This is a genomic window from Capnocytophaga canimorsus (assembly GCF_002302565.1).
GTDB classification, from domain to species: Bacteria; Bacteroidota; Bacteroidia; order Flavobacteriales; family Flavobacteriaceae; genus Capnocytophaga; species Capnocytophaga canimorsus.
In genome coordinates this window covers 1,519,957-1,539,878 of the sequence record NZ_CP022382.1, presented here as the reverse complement: position 1 = coordinate 1,539,878, position 19,922 = coordinate 1,519,957, and the positions used below count along the sequence as shown (strand labels likewise).

Here is a 19,922-nt window from a genome sequence, read left to right as displayed (position 1 = left end):
GCACACCCTTAATCACTCATAAGCGGTGATGTTCGCTAAGACCAATCTATCAAATAAATCCTCCCCAAAATAGCGGCTATTGAGCTTGTAAACAAATTCGTCTAAATATAATTGTAAATACTTTTGATTGATTTTATGATAGTTACAAAGCAAATTCCTTTTAGCATTACTGATAACAATATGTATCCATTTCAAAGTCGTTTTTGTAGTGTCTTCATCGGATTTTTCAGGGTTATGAAATTTAAGCAAAATAAAAGTAGAAAATGAATTTCCAAAAACATCATTTCCCCACAAATTTTTCCGTGCTGGTGGACAAAATGTACGAAATATTAAAAAACAGACCGTTATGAGTGTTTTTGAAAAAGGATGCAAAAAAATGTGTTTACTTACCGTGTAATATATGCTTTTGGCTTGATTGATACAAATTTATAGTTCATATTTTGTCTATTATTACGATTGTTTGTATCATTGCAAACGCCAACATTTTACATTTCACATAAATAACGATGAACAAAACCCCCAATACACCGCTCCCAGATAAACGTAAGGAAATCTTCAGACTGCTTCTCCTAATGCCGATTATTTTTGTGTTGCTGTTCACTTGGCTAGGCTTGGTTATTCTTGTCAAGAAAATGGGCTTAGAGCTTTCTGCCGATCGCGTGTTTTTGGGAGTCATCGCCCTGATGATTGGTGTGGTGTGGGCTTGGCTGAGCCTAAAAGGAAAAATGCCCTTTGCCCAAGAAAGCGAACCCCTGCCATATCCACCGACTACCGCCCAAAATCCCGTAGAAAAATTGATGCGGGGGCTGTTTGTCCTTCTCGGGATTGTGGTTTATGTGGTTGTGGCAATGATGCCCGAGGTGATGGTGCGTTCATTTTTGCGTATCTTTTCTTTTGGACGCACTGGAGATACACTGGGAATATTGGCTTTATTGGGAATGCTGCTTGTCTTTGTTGTAGTTTTCTTCATTTCCACCATAAAAAACAAATTCCTGCCCCAGACAAAATCCAAAGAGAATAGCCTCTATGCCAGTTGGTGTGTAACGGCGATGCTAAACTGGGTCATATTTTTGGTAATCATTGTCCTTGCGATGTTTATGGTTAATAGATTTATAAAATACTCATAAAAAACGAAAATAATTTAAAACAATGCAAAAAATTATCCTTTTGGCAAGTGTCTTGATTTTGAACAGTTGCCAGTTTTTTAACAAAAATAATAATGAAAATCAAGAATTTATCGATACGGAAATTCCCCAAGCGGAACTCGTTTGGCTTGATTTTATCGACCCAGCCTCAATCGAAAAGAAATTCGTAACCAACCGAGAGGGAACGACCCTCTTTCTGGGTGCTGACGAAAACACGAGGAAAATCGATACAGCACCCTACGGCACAGGCTTGGAAGTGCTTGAAAAATACGAGGATTGGTACGTTGTTCAGTGGTACGTAACCGAAGAATATGAGGAAGACGGCAAGGAAATCAGCCGAACGGGTTGGGCAAAGGCTTATGTCAAGAAAACCGATGTGGGTAATTTGGAAGATATAAAACTTATAGAATCAGACTTTTATGCTTTGTATGAAGAATCAGAAAGTCCTATTTCCGAAGAAACGGTTCGTGATATGTTTCAAATAGAACTCATCGACCAAAAAACATACAACGAAGCTAAAAAACTGCGAGTGAGCCACTTACTTCAAGACACCCTCGCCGTACGCAAACGCAACGGAGCTTTATCACTGACTTTTGAGGATGATTCCGTTGTGATTCTGAAAGATAATGATACAGATAACGACGAAGCCGAAGTTTACGAATATATGGGGCAAATCGAAGCCTTGCAAAAATATGTCGTTTATGTAAATTATTGCGAATCAATTGAATATGTGTTATTTGATAAAAGAAACGGCAAAAGACAAGAATTTTTAGGATTTCCGTATTTATCGCCTGAGAAAAAGCAAATTGTTGTGTTTCCAATCATAACGGAAGGACTAATGTCGGACGTTACATTTTACGAAGTTGATGAAAATCAAGATATTAAAAAGTCTATTGCTATCCCTTTTAAAAATTGGATGCCTTATTCCGATGTGTACGAGGGCTTGTTTTGGGCGACAGACGGATATTTCTATATGCCTGTAAATCAAACCGCTGTGTATTGGGACATCAACGGAAATTACAATGTCGAAAACTGCCAATATATCCGAATTAAAAAGAAATGATAATCAGTAGGTTACTGTGACAAATAACTCAAAACAATGCGAAAAATTATCCTCTTGGCAAGTATCTTGATTTTGAACGGTTGCCAGTTTTTTAACAAGAATAATAATGAAAATGAAGAAGTTACCGATGACGAACTCGTTTGGATTGATTTTGTTAATATATCCTCATTTGAGCAGAAATTCGTAACCAACCGAAAGGGAATAAATCTTTTTACGAGAGCCAACGAAACGGCAAAGATAATTGATACTGTACCCTATGGCGAAATTCTGGAAATCATTTATAAAGATGAAGATTGGTATGCTGTCCGATGGCGTATAATCAATGAGGAAGAAGGGCAAGATGGCTGGGTACAGGCTTATGTCAAGAAAACCGATTTGGGCGAAATGGAAGATATAAAGCTAATAGAGTCAGATCTTTATGTTTTAGACGATAATATAGAAGTGCATATGTCCGAAGAAACGGTTCGTGATTTGTTTCAGATAGAACTCATCGACCAAAAAACATACAACGAAGCTCAAAAGCAACGTGTGAACTACTTGGTTGAAGATACTCCCCTCTCCGTACAAAAAAGAGACGGAGTTATATCACTGACTTTTGAGGATCATTTGGTTACAACACTTATGGATGACGATACAGATGGCGACGATTTCCTAATTTACACGTATACAGGACATATTGAGGCCTTGCAAAAACACGTGGTTTTTGTATCTTCCTTTTCAACAGAAGGATATATTTTGTTTGATAAAAGAAACGGCAAAAGGAAGGAATTTTCAGGATTTCCGTACCTGTCACCTGATAAAAAGCAAATGGTTTCACTTTCTCCTCTAATACACGAGTTAATATCAAATATTGAATTTTTTGAAGTTGATGAAAATAAAGAAATTAGGGGGACATATACGTTATGGTTCAAAAACTGGAAACCCTATTTTTATATGGACGAGGGCTTATTTTGGGCGACAGACGGATATTTCTATATGCCTGTAAATCACAAGGCTGTGTATTGGGACTATAAAAGCGGAGATTACAATACCGAAAGTTGCCAATATATCCGAATTAAAAAGAAGTAATAAACAGCGATTTAATATGAAAAATAACTCAAAACAATACGAAAAATTATTCTCTTGGCAAGTGTCTTGATTTTGAGGACTCTTTAAACCAAAAAGAACAATTCCTTTTTGAAGGAATCAATTTGGATATTAAAATGACAGTTGAAAACAAAAAATAGGAAGAAAGCAAAAAAAGTATCAAACTACAAGTTTTCAAGTTTCAAGGTTTTTCTTCTAATTTGTCGCCTGATAACTTCAAACCTTGACCCTTTTGGAACTTTGAACCTAAACTTTTTGACCATAAAGTCTTTTTTTGTTTTATTTGCAATAAAAAAGGTTATGGAGTCGTATGTGATTTACAATGCTTCTGCTGGTTCGGGGAAAACTTATGGGCTGGTAAAGGCGTATCTCAAAATTGTATTAAATTCAAAAAATCCGGATACCTTTCGTTCGCTTTTGGCAATCACTTTTACCAACAAGGCGGTTTTCGAGATGAAAAATCGGATTATTGAAATGCTAATGCTTTTCTCCGATGAAAAAAGTCTTACCCAACCCCATAGTATGTTCACCGAGCTGGAAAAAGAACTGAAAATGGCTCCTATAGAATTGCAAATGCGTTCGCAACGGGTGCTTACCCATATTTTGCATAATTATGCGGCTTTTAGTATCAATACCATTGACGGATTTAATCATCGGCTCATACGCAACTTTGCTTTCGATTTACATCTGAGTCAATTTTTTGAAGTACAGATGGATGCAAAAACCATTCTTCAAAAATCGGTGGATAATTTGTTGGCTCGGGCAGGAGAAATTCCTGAAATTACCCAATTGCTTACCCAATTTTCTAAGGAAAAGATTAAGGAAGATAAAAATTGGGACGCTACCAAAGAATTACTTGCTGTAGCCGAAATGCTTACCAAAGAAAATCATTATCAGGCACTGCAAACCATTAAAGAGAAAACTATTGCCGATTTTGAGGCTTTAGAGACTTGTCTTAAAAACAAAAGGCGACAAAATCAACAGGTTTTAAAAAATGCTTCCCAACGTTTTTTACAAATTACTGAAGAAAAAGGCTTAGATGAAAGTGCTTTTTTGCGAGGTTCGGTGTACAAGTTTTTCCGAGGCGTGTTTCTTTCTCCAGAAAACGAACCCAGTTGGGACTTGGGTTGGCAGGCCGATATTTTTAATGAAGAAAAACCACTTTATCCTATAAGCAAAGCCAAATTCTTAGATACAGACCGCATAGAGGCGTTACGCCCCGAAATTGTCAAACTTTTCGAAGAGGTAAAACAGGCTTATGCAAATATCAACTTTTTTAATAATGCTCTAAATCTAATCGTTCCTTTGGCGTTGCTTGGTCAAATACAAAATGAAATAGAAGAAATCAAAAAAGAAGACAACATTTTGCCCATTTGGGAGTTTAATGGAGTGATTTCTAAGGAAATTATCTCTCAACCAGCGCCCTTTATTTATGAACGTATTGGTGAGCGATATCGGCATTATTTTATTGACGAATTTCAAGATACTTCGGTGTTGCAATGGAATAATTTTATACCCTTGATTTTGAATGCAGTGCAAAGTGAGTCAATAAATAATCAGCGGGGTTCAGTATTATTGGTGGGCGATGCCAAACAATCCATTTACCGATGGCGAGGTGGAAAGGCAGAGCAATTTATGGAATTGTATTTGGGAGAAAAAAATCCGTTTTTTGTACCTGGTATTCAGGTCAATTTGTTGGAAAATTATCGTAGTTTACCTGAAATCATTCGCTTTAACAACGCTTTTTTCACCTTTGTTGCTCAAAAATTTGAAACGCCAAAATATCGTGATTTATACGAAAAAAATACGCAAAACATTCCTAAAAACAAGCAAGAAAATGCTTTACAAGGCTATCTTAATATTCAGTTTGTGAGTCCGCAAGAGAACATTTACGATAATGAAGACGAAGATGCTGTTGAGTTTCTTTCCGAGCGAGAGCAAACCTATTGCAAAGCAGTTTTGGAAGCGATACAACACGCCAATAGCTGTGGGGTTGCTGATAAGGACATTTGTATTTTGGTGCGAAAAAACCAACAAGGAACAGTTTTGGCTTCTTTTCTTTCCTCAGAAGGGAAAAATATCATTTCATCGGAATCGTTATTGCTTGATAATGTAGCTTCCATTCGGTTTTTGGTTGCTCTTCTAACGATGATTTATAAACCTGAAAGTCAAGAAAGTAAGTTTAATATGCTTCTTGAGTTTGTAACTTTAAAGAAAACCTCTGAAATACATCGGTTTATCACACATTATATGGAAGTGCCGATAGAAACATTTTTTAAGGATTTTCATTTTTCCACCGAGATTTTTTTTACTTATTCTTTTTACGAAGGCATCGCTTATGCTATACAATGTTTCGAGTTGGCTGAAGATTCCGATGCCTATCTGTCTCATTTTATGAATATTGTTTTTGACTTTAAAAACAAACGTAGAGGAGGAATTGCTGAATTTTTACAATTTTGGGAAGATGAAAAAGACAAATTGAGTATCAATACCCCCGAAGGCTTTGATGCAATCAGTATAATGACGGTACACAAGAGCAAGGGGCTTTCGGCTCCCGTTATTATTTATGCCTTTGCTGATTCTCCGATAGGAAGTCCGAAAAGAGAGGCAATTTGGTATCCAGTAAACCCTGATGAATTTGAAGGTTTTTCAAATCTTTTGGTCAAAAATACTAAAAGTCTTGCCCTTTATCATCCTGATTCGGCACAAGTAGTTAAATCGCTTGAAGAACAGCAATTGCTTGATGATATCAATGTGCTTTATGTAGCATTGACTCGTCCTGAATCGTTTTTGTATGTTATTACGGCATTACCTACCAAAAAATCAGATTCTTACGGAACACTTTTTCAAGAATTTTTAGCCCAACAAGGGCAATGGCATACGGAAAAAAATAAGTATGAATTTGGCGTTCCTGTTTTTGTTACTAAGGCAAAAGAAACACCACAAAATGGGGTGGTCGCTTTTCAAAAAGGCTGGAAAACCCCGAGCTACAAAATAGCTACAAAATCGGCAATGCTTTGGGATACTTCCTTGCAAAACGCCATTGAAAAAGGCAATATTATGCACCACTTATTGGCACAGCTTACCTATGCTAATGAAATGGATTGGGTTATTGAAAAATCAGTCAGTCACGGAATTATACAAAATGAGCAACGACAACACATTACCAATTTGTTGAAACAAATGATAAATCACGAAAAAATAAAACCTTTTTTTAGTGAAGATTATCGTTATTTTACCGAAAGAGATTTTTTAGGTGATGATGGTAATTATTTTCGTCCTGACCGCATTGCCTTAACACAAGATGATTGTGCTTATATTATTGATTATAAAACAGGTAAGCATCGCGTTGATAATGAGCTTCAAATGGCTTACTACGCTGAAAATCTGCAAAATTTAGGTTGGACGATAAAAGGGTTATTTTTGGTTTATATCAACACTGAAGTAGAAGTTATTGAATTAAAAATGTAACGATATGGCAACACATAACGATTTTGGAAAACAAGCCGAACAAGATGCCGTAAATCATCTAATCGAATTAGGGCATACCATTCGTGAACGTAATTACACTTTCGCACACGCTGAAATAGATATTATTTCGCAGAAAGACCATATCTTGCATATCGTTGAGGTTAAAGCACGTACCTCAACAGCTTATGGAACTCCTGAATCATTCGTTAGTAAACAAAAAATGGAACGATTGGTTAAGGCAGCAAATCACTATGTTGAAAAAAATAACTTGGAAGTTGAGGTTCAGTTCGATATCATTTCGATTGTGAAAAATACCTATGTTTTCCAAATTGATTATATCGAAGATGCCTTTTATCCGTTTTAGCATTTTATCTTTTGAAATATTGTTATTTTTTTGTAAAAATGTGATGTATATCAGTATTTAAGCATAAATAAAACTTAAATCAGAAGGCTTTCCGTGTTAAAATTAAAAAGGATTTTCTATTTTTGCCCCAAATTATTCCAGAGAAAAACATAAATGTCGATTCAAGAAATTCAAAATGAAATAGTAGCCGAGTTTTCTTTCTTTGATGATTGGATGCAACGCTACGAGCATATGATTGAACTGGGTAAATCTCTGCCTTTGATTGAAGAGCAATATAAAACCGATGATTATTTAATCAAAGGTTGTCAAAGCAAAGTATGGCTTTTTGCTCAGATGAAAGACGGCAAGGTAATTTACACGGCAGATAGTGATGCCATCATCACCAAAGGAATTGTAGCACTTTTGGTTCGTGTGTTTTCCAATCAAACTCCTGAGGCTATTGTGAAAGCGGATACTAAATTTATTGATGAAATTGGGCTCAAAGAACATCTTTCACCTACTCGGGCAAATGGTTTGGTAAGTATGTTGGAAGAAATGAAGCGCTATGCTCTTGTTTATCAACTTAAAGAATCGTAAGAAATAATGAGTGAACATACTATAAATACAGAAGATTTAGGCGAAAAAATCGTAGAGGTACTTAAAACCATATACGACCCCGAAATTCCGGTGGATATTTATGAATTAGGGCTTATCTATGATGTTTTTGTTAATGAAAATCACGATGTTAAAATATTGATGACTTTAACCACACCCAACTGCCCCGTGGCAGAGGTACTACCTATGGAGATTCAAGAAAAGGTTAAAAGTATAGATGAAATTAAAGAAGTTGAGGTAGAAATTACCTTCGATCCGCCTTGGCATCAGGATATGATGAGCGAGGTGGCAAAGCTGGAGTTAGGGTATCTGTAACGCATTTTAGTCTTGTCGGAAAGCATTATTAACAGGGTAGCAAACAGTTCGTTAGCTGTTTTTGACTTGGAAGATTATTATCCAGTGGGTCAGCGTATGGCTTTTGATTTAAAGGATTTTCTTTTTGAAGAAATCGTGCTTAAAGAAAAAGATTTTCGTCAGCAATTAGATGATTTTCATTGGGAAATCTTTAAAGATGCTTATGTTGCTTTGTTTTGTTCCTCCGAAGCCATTATTCCGCCTTGGGCATATATGTTGGTAACTTCAAAATTGGCACCTTACGCTCGAAAAACCATACTGGGCGATTTAAATCATCTGGAAATAGCTTTATATCAAGAAATTATTGAAAGAATTGATGTTTCATATCTGAAAGATAAACCAGTAATTATTAAGGGATGTTCGCAAAAGCCTGTTCCTGAAGCGGCTTACGTGATGGCGGTGGAGAAAATCCAACCCATAGCCAAAAGTGTAATGTACGGCGAGGCCTGTTCGGCAGTCCCTATTTTTAAAAAGAAGAAATAACTTTTAATTAAATACTTAAACTTATGAAGAAAATGATCTTCTCAATGGCTTTATTAGCCTCATTTGGTGCTTTTGCACAACAAAATGATGAACCCACAACTGAAGGAACCTGGACACGCGGTGGGAATGTTTCTCTTGTTTTCAATCAGGCTGCTTTTAACAACGATTGGACAGGAGGAGGAACTAACAATGTAGCCCTGAATTTGGCAGTAAGTTATGCCTTTAACTACAAGAAAAACGATTGGACTTGGGACAATAACCTTTATTTAGATTACGGACTTACTAAACTTAAAGGCGATGAGTACACCCGAAAAACCACCGACCGTTTGGAGTACAACTCTCTTTTAGGTAAACAAGCTTCTAACAATTGGTATTATTCCGCATTTTTAAATTTTAAAACTCAGTTTACAGACGGTTACAAGTACGAAAAAACAGGAAGAACACTAATCAACCAATTTTTCTCGCCTGCTTATCTGCAATTTGGTCCTGGTATGTTGTGGAAGAAAAACGATAACTTAAAAGTAAACTTGGCACCAGCCACTTCTAAATTAGTTATGGTAAATAAAGATTTCACAAAAGCTGGTGATTACTACGGAGTTAAAAAAGGAGAGTCTTTACGTTACGAGCTGGGTTTTGCAGCCAATGGATATGCTAAATTCAATTTGATGGAGAACGTTTCTATGGAGAACATCTTGAATGTATATAGCAACTATTTGGATAAGCCACAAAATTTAGATATTGATTACACAGCTAATGTTGTGATGGGAATCAACAAATATTTGTCTGCTAACTTTACTTTCCAAGCCATTTACGATGACAATGCCGTAGGAGCTTTCCAAATCCGTGAATTGTTTGGTGCTGGATTAAACTACAAATTCTAATACGATTCTATATCGGTAAAAATTTGCTTAAAAGCTGCCTTTTTAGGCAGCTTTTGTTTTACTACCTAAAGTGTGTATTTTGAGGGTGTTTTTTTAAAAAATGAAAACCTATTTTAAAAATTAAAAATATCTTTATATACTTGTCAAATAGTTGATAATCTATTCCAAAAATTAGGTTTGGAATAGAATAAGTATTAGCATATCAAATTGATTTATTATGAACAAAGATTACAAATATTTTTACATTTTGTTTTGTGTAGCTATACTAATGGCTATCTATGCTTGGGTATTTGAAAAAGGAGAAGATTTAGGCAAGGTTTTGGCTAACTTATTTTAGAGGAAACGAATTGTTACGGTAGATGCAAAATCCATTCCGTAAATAATAGGTAGAAGTTTATGCTAAAACTCCATAAGGTAGTTGATTTTATATCCCAAATGGTTATAGTTCATAAATTTCGATAGGTAAATCATCGGGATCTTTGAAAAAAGTATATCGTTTATGTGTAAATTCATCTGTACGAATGGGTTCGGTGGAGATGTTTTTTGAGTTTAAGAAGGCTACTTCTTGCAAAATATTTTCAACCCCAAAGGCGATGTGCCTAAGCCCACTAGCCTCTGGAGTGGTCATCCTTTTTGGCGGATTAGGGAAAGAAAACAGTTCAATAAGATACTTTCCTTTTAGAGAAAGGTCTAACTTATAAGATTGTCGTTTTTCTCGATAGACTTCGCGTACAATTTCAAAGCCCAATACCTCCGTGTAAAATCTTTTGGATTTTTCATAATCGGAGCATATAATGGCAATATGGTGTAAAACTTTTATATTCAATATTTTATTTTAATAACTACTGCCAATACTATACTTTTTTAGCTTTTGTAGTACTTTTTTTGACTGTGGTTTTCTTGGTAGCAGTCGTTTTTTTAGCAGGGGCTTTTTTGGTTTTTGTATCAAGCAGTGCTGTGGCTTGTTCCAAAGTAAAGTTTTGAGTATCTGTGTCTTTGGGTAACTCTATTTTGGTTTTTCCTTTAATAAGATTAAAACGCCCCCAGCGTGCCTTTTCTAAACGAATTTCACCATTATTCCATTCTTTGACTACTTTTTCTGATTCTTTTTGTAGCTTAGTTTCAATAAGTTCTTCAATATCAGTATCGGAAAGCTGGTCAAAATCATATTTTTTGCTTACATTGATAAACATATCGTTCCATTTGATAAACGGACCGAATCGCCCTTTTCCTTTGGTTACCTCTAAACCTTGGTAGGTAGCAATAGGTGCATCGGCTTTTTGTTTCAGTGCGATAATCTCTCTAGCTCTATCCAAAGTAACACTAAAAATATCTTCACCCTTATCTAAGGAAGCAAAGTTATTCCCATAGCGAACGTAAGCTCCAAATCTTCCAACATTTACCTCAACTTCATTTCCGTCAATAATGCCTAATTTTCGTGGAAGTTCAAAAAGTTTTAGGGCTTCTTCAAAGGTAATGGTTTCAATGGACATTCCTGAAAGCAAACTGGCGAATACAGGTTTTTCATCATCTTCATTCGTGCCGATTTGTGCCATAGCTCCAAAACGCCCCAAACGAACGCTTAAAGGACGTCCCGATTTGGGATCTATGCCCAAAACACGCGTGCCAGTCTCTCGTGAAGCATTTTGCTCCACATCTTGCACCACGGGGTGAAACTGATTGTAGAATGATTCGAGCATTTTACGCCAATCCTCCTCGCCTTCGGCAATATGGTCAAAACTTTCTTCTACATTGGCTGTGAAATGATAATCCATAATAGATTCAAAATGAGAAACTAAAAAATCATTCACAACAATCCCGATATCGGTAGGAATCATTTTACCTTTATCCGCACCTACATTTTCGGTAAGTGTCTTTTTTTGAATTTTACCTTCGGAAAGGGTAAGCGTTTGGTAATTACGTTGTTCGCCTTCGAAAGCGCTTCTTTCAACATATCCCCGATTTTGAATGGTTGAAATAGTTGGTGCATAAGTGGAAGGTCGCCCGATGCCTAATTCTTCTAATTTTTTTACCAAAGAAGCTTCGGTATATCGTGCGGGGGGGCGGGTATAGCGCTGGGTTGCAGTAATGAAATTATTATTTAATTTTTCGCCCTGTGTTAGTGCTGGGAGCATTCCTTCTTGCTCTTCATCTTCCTCATCAGTACTTTCCAGATACACTTTTAAAAATCCGTCAAAGAGAATAACCTCGCCATTTGCCGTAAACATTTCGTCGTGTTTATCGGCTACTATTTTAATGGAAGTTCTTTCTAATTGAGCATCACTCATTTGTGAGGCGATGGTTCTCTTCCAGATGAGTTCATAAAGGCGGTCTTGGTCGCGTTCAATAGTTATTGAAGGACGGCTCATATCCGTAGGACGGATGGCTTCGTGAGCTTCTTGAGCGCCTTTAGTTTTTGAAGAAAAGTTACGCGAATGTGCGTATTTTTCCCCATAAATACTTTTTATTGCATTCTTGGCAGATTGAAGTGCCTCTTGCGACAGATTTACGCTATCGGTACGCATATAGGTAATTAAACCCGATTCGTACAAGCGTTGAGCTACAGTCATTGTTCGGCTTACCGAAAAATTTAACTTCCGTGAGGCTTCTTGTTGTAAGGTAGAGGTGGTAAATGGTGGTGCGGGTGACTTTTTAGTAGGTTTTTTTTCAAGAGTGGCTACGGTAAAATTGGCTCCGATGTTTTTTTGTAAAAAACGTTGAGCATCATCATAAGAATCGAAACCTTTGGCTAACGTAGCTTTTATAGTCTTTCCTTCAGCATTGGTGAATTCGGCAGTGATTTTGTAAGATGATTGGGTTTTAAAATCTTGTATTTCACGTTCCCTCTCCACAATTAGGCGTACGGCTACCGATTGTACACGTCCTGCCGAGAGCCCACTTTTTACTTTTTTCCACAACACGGGTGATAGTTCGTAACCCACTAATCGGTCTAAAATGCGACGGGCTTGTTGTGCGTTTACCAAATTATAATCAATACCTCTGGGGTTTTGAATGGCTTTTTCAATGGCTGATTTTGTGATGGAATTGAAAACGATACGCTTGGTGTTTTTCGATTTTAAATTTAGAGTTTCGGCCAAATGCCAAGCAATGGCTTCTCCCTCACGGTCTTCATCACTCGCCAACCAAATGGTTTCTGCCTCTGTGGTAAGTTTTTTTAATTCTTTTACTAACTCCTTTTTGTCACTTGATACAATGTATTTTGGGGTAAATCCATTGTCGATATCCACGCCAATTTCTCTGGCAGGTAAATCGGCAATATGCCCATAGCTAGATACTACCTTATAGTCTTTTCCTAAGAATTTTTCAATCGTTTTTGCCTTGGCAGGCGACTCAACAATCACCACATTTTTAGCCATACACTCAAAATTTTGCGTACAAAAGTATAAATTTTTTTATAAAACCTACCATATTGTATATCTAATCCTCTCATTAAAGATAAATCAATCAATGAATTAAGATGACTTTTGTCAGTTTATTGTGTATTTTGCTCTGGTACTCTTTTCAATAATAAGATGTTAGTTAAAATTAAATTTTTCTGAAAATTATTTTTATCTCCAAGCATAAAAATCAATTTTAATTAAGAAAAAATTCATATATTTGCCTTCAATTTTTAATTAAATGTTAAAGTTTATGGCTTTTATGTTTAGATTAAAGATGAAGTTTTCAGTCATTTTTTTATAGCATATTTTCAAGAAAATCCGTTGAATGCTCGTATTCACGGATTTTCTTGCTATTTTTTGGTGTGATTTTATACTTAAAAGGCGTGGTATTACAAATAAAGTTGTAGGTTTGTCGCCGTTATTTTTAATAAATCAAGGAAGTGAATTATTTTTCGTCGGATTTTACATTAGGAATTTTAGGTGGCGGACAGCTCGGGAAGATGTTGCTTACTGAAACTCGCAAGTTTGATATTGCCACAAAAGTTATGGATGCGGCAGCCGATGCTCCCGCTCGTTTTGCTACCAATGAGTTTGTTCGAGGCGATTTGTTGGATTATGATGCCGTATATCATTTCGGTAAAGGGGTAGATGTACTCACTTTCGAAATTGAAAATGTGAATGTAGCAGCATTGGAGCAATTAGAACGCGAGGGCGTAAAAGTGTATCCTACACCACAAAGCCTAAACATCATTCAAAATAAGGCTTCACAAAAGCTGTTTTATGAGCAACACCAAATCCCAACGGCGCCTTTTCAAGTTTTTGAAGATTTAAACCAATTAAAACAAGCAGCCGAAAAAGGCGAAGTAACTTTTCCTTTTGTTTGGAAAAGTGCCCGATTTGGTTACGATGGCAATGGGGTTAAGGTAGTACGTTCGTTGGCGGATTTGCAACAATTGCCTCAAGGGCAATGTCTTGCGGAAATGATGATTCCGTTTAAAAATGAACTTGCTGTAATCGTGGTTCGAAGCCCAAAGGGTGAGATGAAAACCTATCCGGTGGTAGAAATGGAATTTCACCCCGAAGCCAATCAAGTGGAATACGTAATTTGTCCAGCACGTATTCCTGATGAAATTGCTCAAAAAGCTCAAGCGGTAGCTTTGCAAGTGGCTGATGCTTTCAACAGTGTGGGGCTTTTGGCTGTGGAAATGTTCCAAACGCAAAATGATGAAATTTTAGTCAATGAGGTAGCGCCTCGTCCGCACAATTCGGGGCATTATAGCATTGAGGCGAGTTATACCAATCAGTTTGAGCAACATTTACGCGCCATTTTGAATTTGCCTTTGGGAGCAACCGAAAGCAAAGTAGCTGGTGTGATGGTTAATTTGGTGGGCGAAGAAGGTTTTCAAGGCGATGTTGTTTATCAAAACATTGAGCAGATTATGGCAATGGAGGGCGTTACTCCGCACATTTACGGAAAACGACAGACGCGTCCGTTTCGGAAAATGGGTCACGTAACTATCGTTAATCCTAACCTTTCCAAGGCACGTGAAATTGCTCAAGAAGTCAAACAAACCATTCGAGTAGTGAGTAATAATAAATCGTAATAAAATAAAGAGAATGAGAAAGAATACGTATTACATTGGGTTAATTTTGGTCATCGTTGCCATAGGCACTTTTGCTGTTGTTGAGATTGCCCGAAGATTCGGAAATGATTCTGTTACAGATGCTAATAGACATACAATAGGTAAAGACGGCGGAGCTTTAGTCAAACTAGGTAAAGCACCCAGTTTTTCTTTTACTAATCAGCATAACCAAACCATTACCGATAAAGATTATCAAGGAAAAGTGTATGTGGTGGATTTCTTCTTTGTAAACTGCCCTACCATTTGTCCTATTATGAGCAAGAATATGGTTAAGATACAAAATGCGTTCAAGGATAAAAACATTGGTTTTGCTTCTTTTACCATTAATCCAGCTATGGATACTCCCGAGGTTTTAAAGGCTTATGCAGAACAATATGGCGTAACCAATCCGCATTGGCATTTCCTTACTGGAAAGACTGAAGATATCTACGATTTAGCTAATAAAAGCTTTAATATTTACGCAGGTGAAGGTGATGAGTCAGTAGGAGGCTTTGAACATTCCGGACTATTTGCGTTAATTGACCAAGACGGAAACATTGTGTGTCGAAAAGATGAACACGGAAACCCTATTGTTTATTATGACGGACTTAACGATGAGGGTATCAATATGCTGATTACCGATATTAAAAAATTGCTTTAATCATTTGCTTTCAAAACTGCTCCGAGTAACTTTACACTTTCGGGGCAGTTTCTTTTTGAAATTTGTATATTTGTCCCTTTGAACCAAAATCTTGGTACAATATGAAAACAACAGAACAAAAATACAATCGATGGATAATTGCCTTATCAGTACTGATACCTTTGGTAGTTGCTTTGCTTTTTCGGGTACGAATCCCTAATGTGGCGCCATTGTCATTTCTTCCGCCTATTTATGCTACCATCAACGGGCTAACCGCAGTTTGCTTAATTGTAGCTGTTTGGGCAGTTAAAAATGGCAAAATCGTGTTGCACGAACGCCTAATGAAGGTCTGTATTTTGTTTTCAGTATTGTTTTTAGCGATGTATGTAGTTTATCATATGACCTCCGACTCCACACCTTATGGGGGCGAAGGTGTACTGCGTACAATTTATTTTTTGGTACTCATTACTCATATTTTGTGTTCCATAGTGATTATTCCTTTGGTGCTTATTACCTACGTTAGAGCCCTTGCTAAACGTTTTGATCGGCATAAACGAATGGCTAAAATAACGTTTCCTATTTGGCTTTACGTGGCAGTTTCTGGAGTGGTAGTGTACTTAATGATAGCTCCTTACTATGCGAATTAACCCTTTTTTATTAGCAATATTGTTGTTTTTGTTGTTTTTCCACAACGAAACATTTGCTCAATGCGCTATGTGTCGGGCTTCGTTGGAAAGTGAAGAGGGTTTGCAACAAGCCAAAGGCATCAATAACGGCATTGTGTATCTGATGATTTTTCCGTATTTGCTTATGGGAGTACTTGGCTTTTTCGTGTATAAAAAGATGAAAAACAAAAAGAAATCGTAGTTATTTCATTCATAATTATTATGGGTCTAACAAAGTTTATTTATTGCTCGGAAACAAGTATTTTTTTCAAATGAAGTGTTTTATGAGTGTTTTGGTTTCAAAAAAGCGTTTGTAAATGGTTCTTTTTCAAAAAATAATTTCTTTTTGGTAAGAAATCTGAGTTTTTTATTCTTATGGAAATTCTTAAAAATATTGAAGTTGTACAGCAACGAATAAATAGAGCTTGCTTAAAAAGTGGAAGAAAACCACAAGAGGTAAAGTTATTATTAGCTACCAAAACGGTTACTCATGAACGGATTAAAATAGCTTTAGAAGCGGGTTATACCCTAATTGCCGAAAATCGGGTACAAGAACTTAAGGAAAAGTACGAAGCCTTGAAAGATGTTCAGCATACCAATCATTTCATTGGGCATTTACAAACCAATAAAATCAAAGAAATTTTAAGATACGATGTAAGTTGTGTACAATCGTTAGACCGTTATGATTTGGCAGAAAAAATGCACCAACGTCTTCAAAATCAAAATAGAACACTTGATGTTTTAATTCAGGTAAATACCTCAAACGAAGAAAGTAAATTTGGGGTACAACCTGAGGGAGTGGTCGATTTGGTAAAGAAAGTAGCTCAATTAAATACGTTAAAAATTAAAGGATTAATGACTATAGGGCTTTTTAGCGATGATGCTGAAAAAGTACGTAAATGTTTCCGATTGCTTAAAGATATTCAACTACAAATCAAAGACCTACAGATTGAAAACGTAGCGATGACGGAGCTTTCTATGGGGATGAGTGGCGATTTAGAAATTGCCATAGAAGAAGGCGCTACTATTGTACGTGTGGGGACTGATATCTTCGGAAAGCGTCTCTATCCAGATAGTTACTATTGGAATGAAAATCAGTAACCACTAATAGTTACATCAAAATACTTTCGATATTGTCAATAACATCTTTGATGATTATATTTTCCTGAATGATACTTTGCGAAAGTGCTTTTTTAGATTGTTGTAGGCGGATGATTTTCTCCTCAACGGTGTCTTTGGTAACAAACCGAATAACGTTTACCTTATTTTGTTGCCCGATGCGGTGTGCCCTCCCGATGGCTTGTTTTTCTGAAAACGGATTCCACCACGGGTCGAGTAAAAAAACGTGTGACGCCGCTGTGAGATTTAACCCTACTTCTCCCGTTTTTAATGAAATAAAGAAGAATTGTACTTCGGCTTCTTCTTGGAATTGAGTGACTTGCTCTTTTCGCATCTCGGGGCGAACCTCACCTGTGAGCGTAGAATAGCGTATGCCCTTGTCTTCACACCACGCCTGAAAAATAGCTAAATGTTTGACAAAAGAACTGAAAATAAGGGCTTTTTGCTTTGATTGAATTAAAGCTTCCAAATGGCTAACAACCTCTTGGTATTTTCCAGAAGTAATAGGGCTTTGTGGGTCAATGAGTTGAGGATGGTTGCTGATTTGCCTAAGTCGCATTAGTATGTTTAGAGCGTGTGTGGTCAGTACTGACTTATCCACTTTAAGTAGTGCATTTCGGGCTTTTGACTTTTCGGATTCGTACCATTTTTGCTGTTCAGCAGTAAGCTCACAGTAGGCAATTTGTTCGGTCATTTCGGGCAAATCTTCCAAAACTTGCTCTTTGGTTCTTCTGAGTAAAAACGGACTAATAATGGTTTTTAATTCTTCCAAAACGATAGGGTCTTGCCGTTTTTCAATGCCGTTTTTAAAATAATTGGAGAAGTGTGAAAAACTCCCTAAAATATTCGGATTGATAAACTGCATTTGCGCCCATAAGTCGCTCAGTGAATTTTCGATAGGTGTACCACTAAGCGATATTTTATGTGAGCCACGTAGGCTTCCGATAGCCTTAAAGGACTGTGAATCTTTGTTTTTAATGCGCTGACTTTCATCTAAAATAATGTAACGAAAATCTAATTTCTGCAATAAGCTCATATCACGCGTAATGGTATGATAGGTGGTAAAAACCACATCATAATTGATAAGTCTTGATGTAATACGTTTGCGATTGTTTCCGATATACTGAATACACTTGAAATGTGGTGCAAAGCGTTTGGTTTCATCATACCAATTGAATACCAATGAAGAAGGTAAAATTACCAATGCCCGAAGCGCTTGTTTTTGTTTTTCTACTTCAGCAAAAAGAGTCATTTGCCCGACTTCCTCCTCTGGAAGATAGTCGTGAACAGCAACTAATAAGGCTATGGTTTGCAGGGTTTTTCCTAGCCCCATATCATCGGCAAGGCAAGCTCCTAATCCGTTGTGATAATGTTCTAAAAGCCAACGTACACCCTCTTGCTGATACGGGCGTAAAGTGGCTTTCAGTCGTGGTGAAGGGGTATAACTGATGTTAGTTTTCAAGGATTGAGGTTGTAATTCAGGGAGTTCACCAAGTAGTGCGAAATTGTTTTTGGCAAGACGCGTTTTGCCCTGCTCGGTTTTGGTAAATTTAGCCAAAGTGCCATATTTGCTGAACCACGCCTGAGGAATGATGAAAACACTGCCGTCGGGCAACTCAAAAATGGGATTATTCTCTTTTAAATTTTTAATTAAATCCTTGAAATCAAACTGATAATCGCCCTGTTTGATTGTGATATGAATATCGAACCAATCGTTACCCTCTTGGGTAAGAGCGGTTTCTATTTTTGGTAAAACCAGATTTATTTTTTTGTCGTTCAGACGAAGGTGGGTCAGGTCAAACCCAGCCATTTCTAATGATGATTTATGCTCAATGAGGGTTTCTAACACCCAAAGATTGGCGGATTCTGGCGGAGCCACTAACCAACCTGACTCATAACGTAACCCGATGTTTTTTAGAGCTTTGATGTAAGGTTCTTCTTGCTTTTGGTTGCGTTTGAATTGTATGATTTGTAGGTCATTTTCTTGCTGTTGAATCAAACTTGAAAAGGAAGATTTCCGTTCGTTACTGAAAAAATAATGCCCCTGATAATCCCATCGAAGGTAAACTTTATAGGTGTTGATGAAAAAATCGTGTGAAAGAAAAATACTTACGCCTTTAAGTTCGTTTTGGGTCAGGACTTCAAAGCCAATCGGATGAATGCTTACTTTTTTGAGAATTTCTTTTAGGAATTTCTCAAAATAAACCCCAATGGTTTTTTGCGGAATTTCAATGGTTTCTTTGCTCAGAAACCCCTTGAGATGCACTGGTTTTATGTTTTCCAATTGGGCTAAATGTCCGCCAATGGCAATCCAAGAATATTTATTGTTAAGCAGGGCTATATTTTGTTTGTACGGAGCTATTTTTGTTTGTCCGTCAAGCAAATACATTCGGTAATGAATGGCTGTTGGCGTTTTTTTAAACTCCAGAAAGGGAGTGATTTGCTTGGCTTTGGGGTGGATTTCAAAGGCTTGTATTTCTTTATGATGTTGTGCGTTTACGGTCAGAAGTAGTTGCTCACGGCTTATGGTTTCCAGTATTTTATGCGTTTTTTCCTCAACGTAATCTTTGATATATTGTTTTTTGCTGGAATCATCGTATAAAGAAGCGCTCCATTGGAGTTTACTCTTATTTTTCAAAAACTTCTTTAACAATACTTCACGTTGCAGACTTTGGGTAAGCTGTAAAAGGCTATTTTCTTCTTGTGAAAGCGATAGTTCGGACAAAGTTTGCAGTACGCTGTCTGTAGCTTTTTTAAAGATATAAAGGGCTTTTCCGCTACGATAGGTCAGATACGCTGTGGGCAGAAACAGCTCAAAATCGGTATCGAAACTCAAATCGAAGCAAAGTAAGTAGTTTTGTTTTATACTGGGCGTCATACAATTAAATTGAAAGTTTCAGATTACGATTACCAATGACCGAATTTTATCTTCATTTATAAAATCACTTTGTCTTTTATGTTTGTTCGATTGAATGCCAACCACCCGATTGTGGTGGCTTGTCGCATCAATAGCTTAACGCATACGCACCCATTG

17 protein-coding genes and 1 pseudogene are annotated in these 19,922 nt (G+C 36.9%); 14 read left to right on the top strand and 4 right to left on the bottom strand.

What is annotated here, in order from left to right; genetic code table 11:
* Window positions 1–12: 12 nt before the first annotated feature.
* Window positions 13–237 (bottom strand): annotated as a pseudogene (locus CGC47_RS06790) (transposase); the annotation flags it as partial.
* Between the two features lie 269 nt (window positions 238–506).
* Between CGC47_RS06790 and CGC47_RS06785 the strand changes: the two are divergent.
* The 9 genes from CGC47_RS06785 to CGC47_RS06745 all read left to right on the top strand — a co-directional run bounded on the left by CGC47_RS06785 (window position 507) and on the right by CGC47_RS06745 (window position 9,441).
* Window positions 507–1,127 (top strand): hypothetical protein, encoded by a 621-nt coding sequence (locus CGC47_RS06785; RefSeq protein WP_042001240.1) that lies wholly within the window; start codon window positions 507–509, stop codon window positions 1,125–1,127.
* A 22-nt stretch (window positions 1,128–1,149) separates the two neighbouring features.
* Entirely contained in the window at window positions 1,150–2,208 is a 1,059-nt protein-coding gene (locus CGC47_RS06780; protein WP_042001243.1) for an SH3 domain-containing protein, read from the top strand.
* 36 nt (window positions 2,209–2,244) lie between these two features.
* Window positions 2,245–3,276 (top strand): SH3 domain-containing protein, encoded by a 1,032-nt coding sequence (locus CGC47_RS06775; protein WP_042001246.1) that lies wholly within the window; start codon window positions 2,245–2,247, stop codon window positions 3,274–3,276.
* Between the two features lie 318 nt (window positions 3,277–3,594).
* Window positions 3,595–6,765, top strand: a complete 3,171-nt coding sequence (locus CGC47_RS06770; protein ID WP_042001249.1) for a UvrD-helicase domain-containing protein — start codon at window positions 3,595–3,597, stop codon at window positions 6,763–6,765.
* A gap of 4 nt (window positions 6,766–6,769) precedes the next feature.
* A complete protein-coding gene (locus CGC47_RS06765; RefSeq protein WP_042001251.1) occupies window positions 6,770–7,129 on the top strand; it encodes a YraN family protein in 360 nt (119 codons plus the stop codon).
* Between the two features lie 153 nt (window positions 7,130–7,282).
* Window positions 7,283–7,705, top strand: a complete 423-nt coding sequence (locus tag CGC47_RS06760; protein ID WP_013998393.1) for a SufE family protein — start codon at window positions 7,283–7,285, stop codon at window positions 7,703–7,705.
* Between the two features lie 6 nt (window positions 7,706–7,711).
* Window positions 7,712–8,038 (top strand): iron-sulfur cluster assembly protein, encoded by a 327-nt coding sequence (locus CGC47_RS06755; protein WP_042001253.1) that lies wholly within the window; start codon window positions 7,712–7,714, stop codon window positions 8,036–8,038.
* Between the two features lie 12 nt (window positions 8,039–8,050).
* Window positions 8,051–8,560 (top strand): DUF2480 family protein, encoded by a 510-nt coding sequence (locus tag CGC47_RS06750; RefSeq protein ID WP_041986224.1) that lies wholly within the window; start codon window positions 8,051–8,053, stop codon window positions 8,558–8,560.
* A 23-nt stretch (window positions 8,561–8,583) separates the two neighbouring features.
* Window positions 8,584–9,441, top strand: coding sequence for a DUF3078 domain-containing protein (locus CGC47_RS06745; RefSeq protein ID WP_041913704.1), 858 nt, complete (start codon window positions 8,584–8,586; stop codon window positions 9,439–9,441).
* A 439-nt stretch (window positions 9,442–9,880) separates the two neighbouring features.
* On the opposite strand, the gene gloA2 is transcribed toward CGC47_RS06745, so the two are convergent.
* Together gloA2 and topA are read right to left on the bottom strand one after the other, a co-directional pair.
* Window positions 9,881–10,267, bottom strand: a complete 387-nt coding sequence (gloA2, locus tag CGC47_RS06740; RefSeq protein ID WP_370444577.1) for an SMU1112c/YaeR family gloxylase I-like metalloprotein — start codon at window positions 10,265–10,267, stop codon at window positions 9,881–9,883.
* Window positions 10,268–10,295: 28 nt separating this feature from the next.
* Window positions 10,296–12,818, bottom strand: a complete 2,523-nt coding sequence (topA, locus tag CGC47_RS06735; RefSeq protein ID WP_042001259.1) for a type I DNA topoisomerase — start codon at window positions 12,816–12,818, stop codon at window positions 10,296–10,298.
* 464 nt (window positions 12,819–13,282) lie between these two features.
* On the opposite strand from topA, the gene CGC47_RS06730 reads away from it, so the two are divergent.
* The 5 genes from CGC47_RS06730 to CGC47_RS06710 all read left to right on the top strand — a co-directional run bounded on the left by CGC47_RS06730 (window position 13,283) and on the right by CGC47_RS06710 (window position 16,870).
* Window positions 13,283–14,446, top strand: coding sequence for a 5-(carboxyamino)imidazole ribonucleotide synthase (locus tag CGC47_RS06730; RefSeq protein ID WP_042001262.1), 1,164 nt, complete (start codon window positions 13,283–13,285; stop codon window positions 14,444–14,446).
* Between the two features lie 13 nt (window positions 14,447–14,459).
* Window positions 14,460–15,125, top strand: a complete 666-nt coding sequence (locus CGC47_RS06725; RefSeq protein ID WP_013998401.1) for an SCO family protein — start codon at window positions 14,460–14,462, stop codon at window positions 15,123–15,125.
* Window positions 15,126–15,226: 101 nt separating this feature from the next.
* Window positions 15,227–15,751, top strand: coding sequence for a DUF420 domain-containing protein (locus CGC47_RS06720; protein WP_042001265.1), 525 nt, complete (start codon window positions 15,227–15,229; stop codon window positions 15,749–15,751).
* On the top strand, window positions 15,741–15,971 hold the full coding sequence (locus tag CGC47_RS06715; RefSeq protein ID WP_013998403.1) for a hypothetical protein: 231 nt from the start codon (window positions 15,741–15,743) through the stop codon (window positions 15,969–15,971). Before CGC47_RS06720 ends, CGC47_RS06715 begins: the two co-directional genes overlap by 11 nt.
* 173 nt (window positions 15,972–16,144) lie before the next feature.
* Entirely contained in the window at window positions 16,145–16,870 is a 726-nt protein-coding gene (locus CGC47_RS06710) for a YggS family pyridoxal phosphate-dependent enzyme (RefSeq protein WP_095900153.1), read from the top strand.
* A gap of 10 nt (window positions 16,871–16,880) precedes the next feature.
* On the opposite strand, the gene CGC47_RS06705 is transcribed toward CGC47_RS06710, so the two are convergent.
* Window positions 16,881–19,766 carry a DEAD/DEAH box helicase gene (locus CGC47_RS06705; protein WP_042001268.1) on the bottom strand — a complete coding sequence of 962 codons (2,886 nt, stop codon included), beginning with the start codon at window positions 19,764–19,766 and terminating at the stop codon, window positions 16,881–16,883.
* Window positions 19,767–19,922 lie beyond the last annotated feature (156 nt).

Coding starts and splice junctions, on each gene's coding strand:
- CGC47_RS06715 (WP_013998403.1), top strand. CDS start 15,741: ATGCGAATTAACCCTTTTTTATTAGCAATATTGTTGTTTTTGTTGTTT.
- CGC47_RS06720 (WP_042001265.1), top strand. CDS start 15,227: ATGAAAACAACAGAACAAAAATACAATCGATGGATAATTGCCTTATCA.
- CGC47_RS06765 (WP_042001251.1), top strand. CDS start 6,770: ATGGCAACACATAACGATTTTGGAAAACAAGCCGAACAAGATGCCGTA.
- CGC47_RS06745 (WP_041913704.1), top strand. CDS start 8,584: ATGAAGAAAATGATCTTCTCAATGGCTTTATTAGCCTCATTTGGTGCT.
- CGC47_RS06785 (WP_042001240.1), top strand. CDS start 507: ATGAACAAAACCCCCAATACACCGCTCCCAGATAAACGTAAGGAAATC.
- CGC47_RS06725 (WP_013998401.1), top strand. CDS start 14,460: ATGAGAAAGAATACGTATTACATTGGGTTAATTTTGGTCATCGTTGCC.
- CGC47_RS06775 (WP_042001246.1), top strand. CDS start 2,245: ATGCGAAAAATTATCCTCTTGGCAAGTATCTTGATTTTGAACGGTTGC.
- topA (WP_042001259.1), bottom strand. CDS start 12,818: ATGGCTAAAAATGTGGTGATTGTTGAGTCGCCTGCCAAGGCAAAAACG.
- CGC47_RS06770 (WP_042001249.1), top strand. CDS start 3,595: ATGGAGTCGTATGTGATTTACAATGCTTCTGCTGGTTCGGGGAAAACT.
- CGC47_RS06710 (WP_095900153.1), top strand. CDS start 16,145: ATGGAAATTCTTAAAAATATTGAAGTTGTACAGCAACGAATAAATAGA.
- CGC47_RS06760 (WP_013998393.1), top strand. CDS start 7,283: ATGTCGATTCAAGAAATTCAAAATGAAATAGTAGCCGAGTTTTCTTTC.
- CGC47_RS06705 (WP_042001268.1), bottom strand. CDS start 19,766: ATGACGCCCAGTATAAAACAAAACTACTTACTTTGCTTCGATTTGAGT.
- CGC47_RS06780 (WP_042001243.1), top strand. CDS start 1,150: ATGCAAAAAATTATCCTTTTGGCAAGTGTCTTGATTTTGAACAGTTGC.
- CGC47_RS06755 (WP_042001253.1), top strand. CDS start 7,712: ATGAGTGAACATACTATAAATACAGAAGATTTAGGCGAAAAAATCGTA.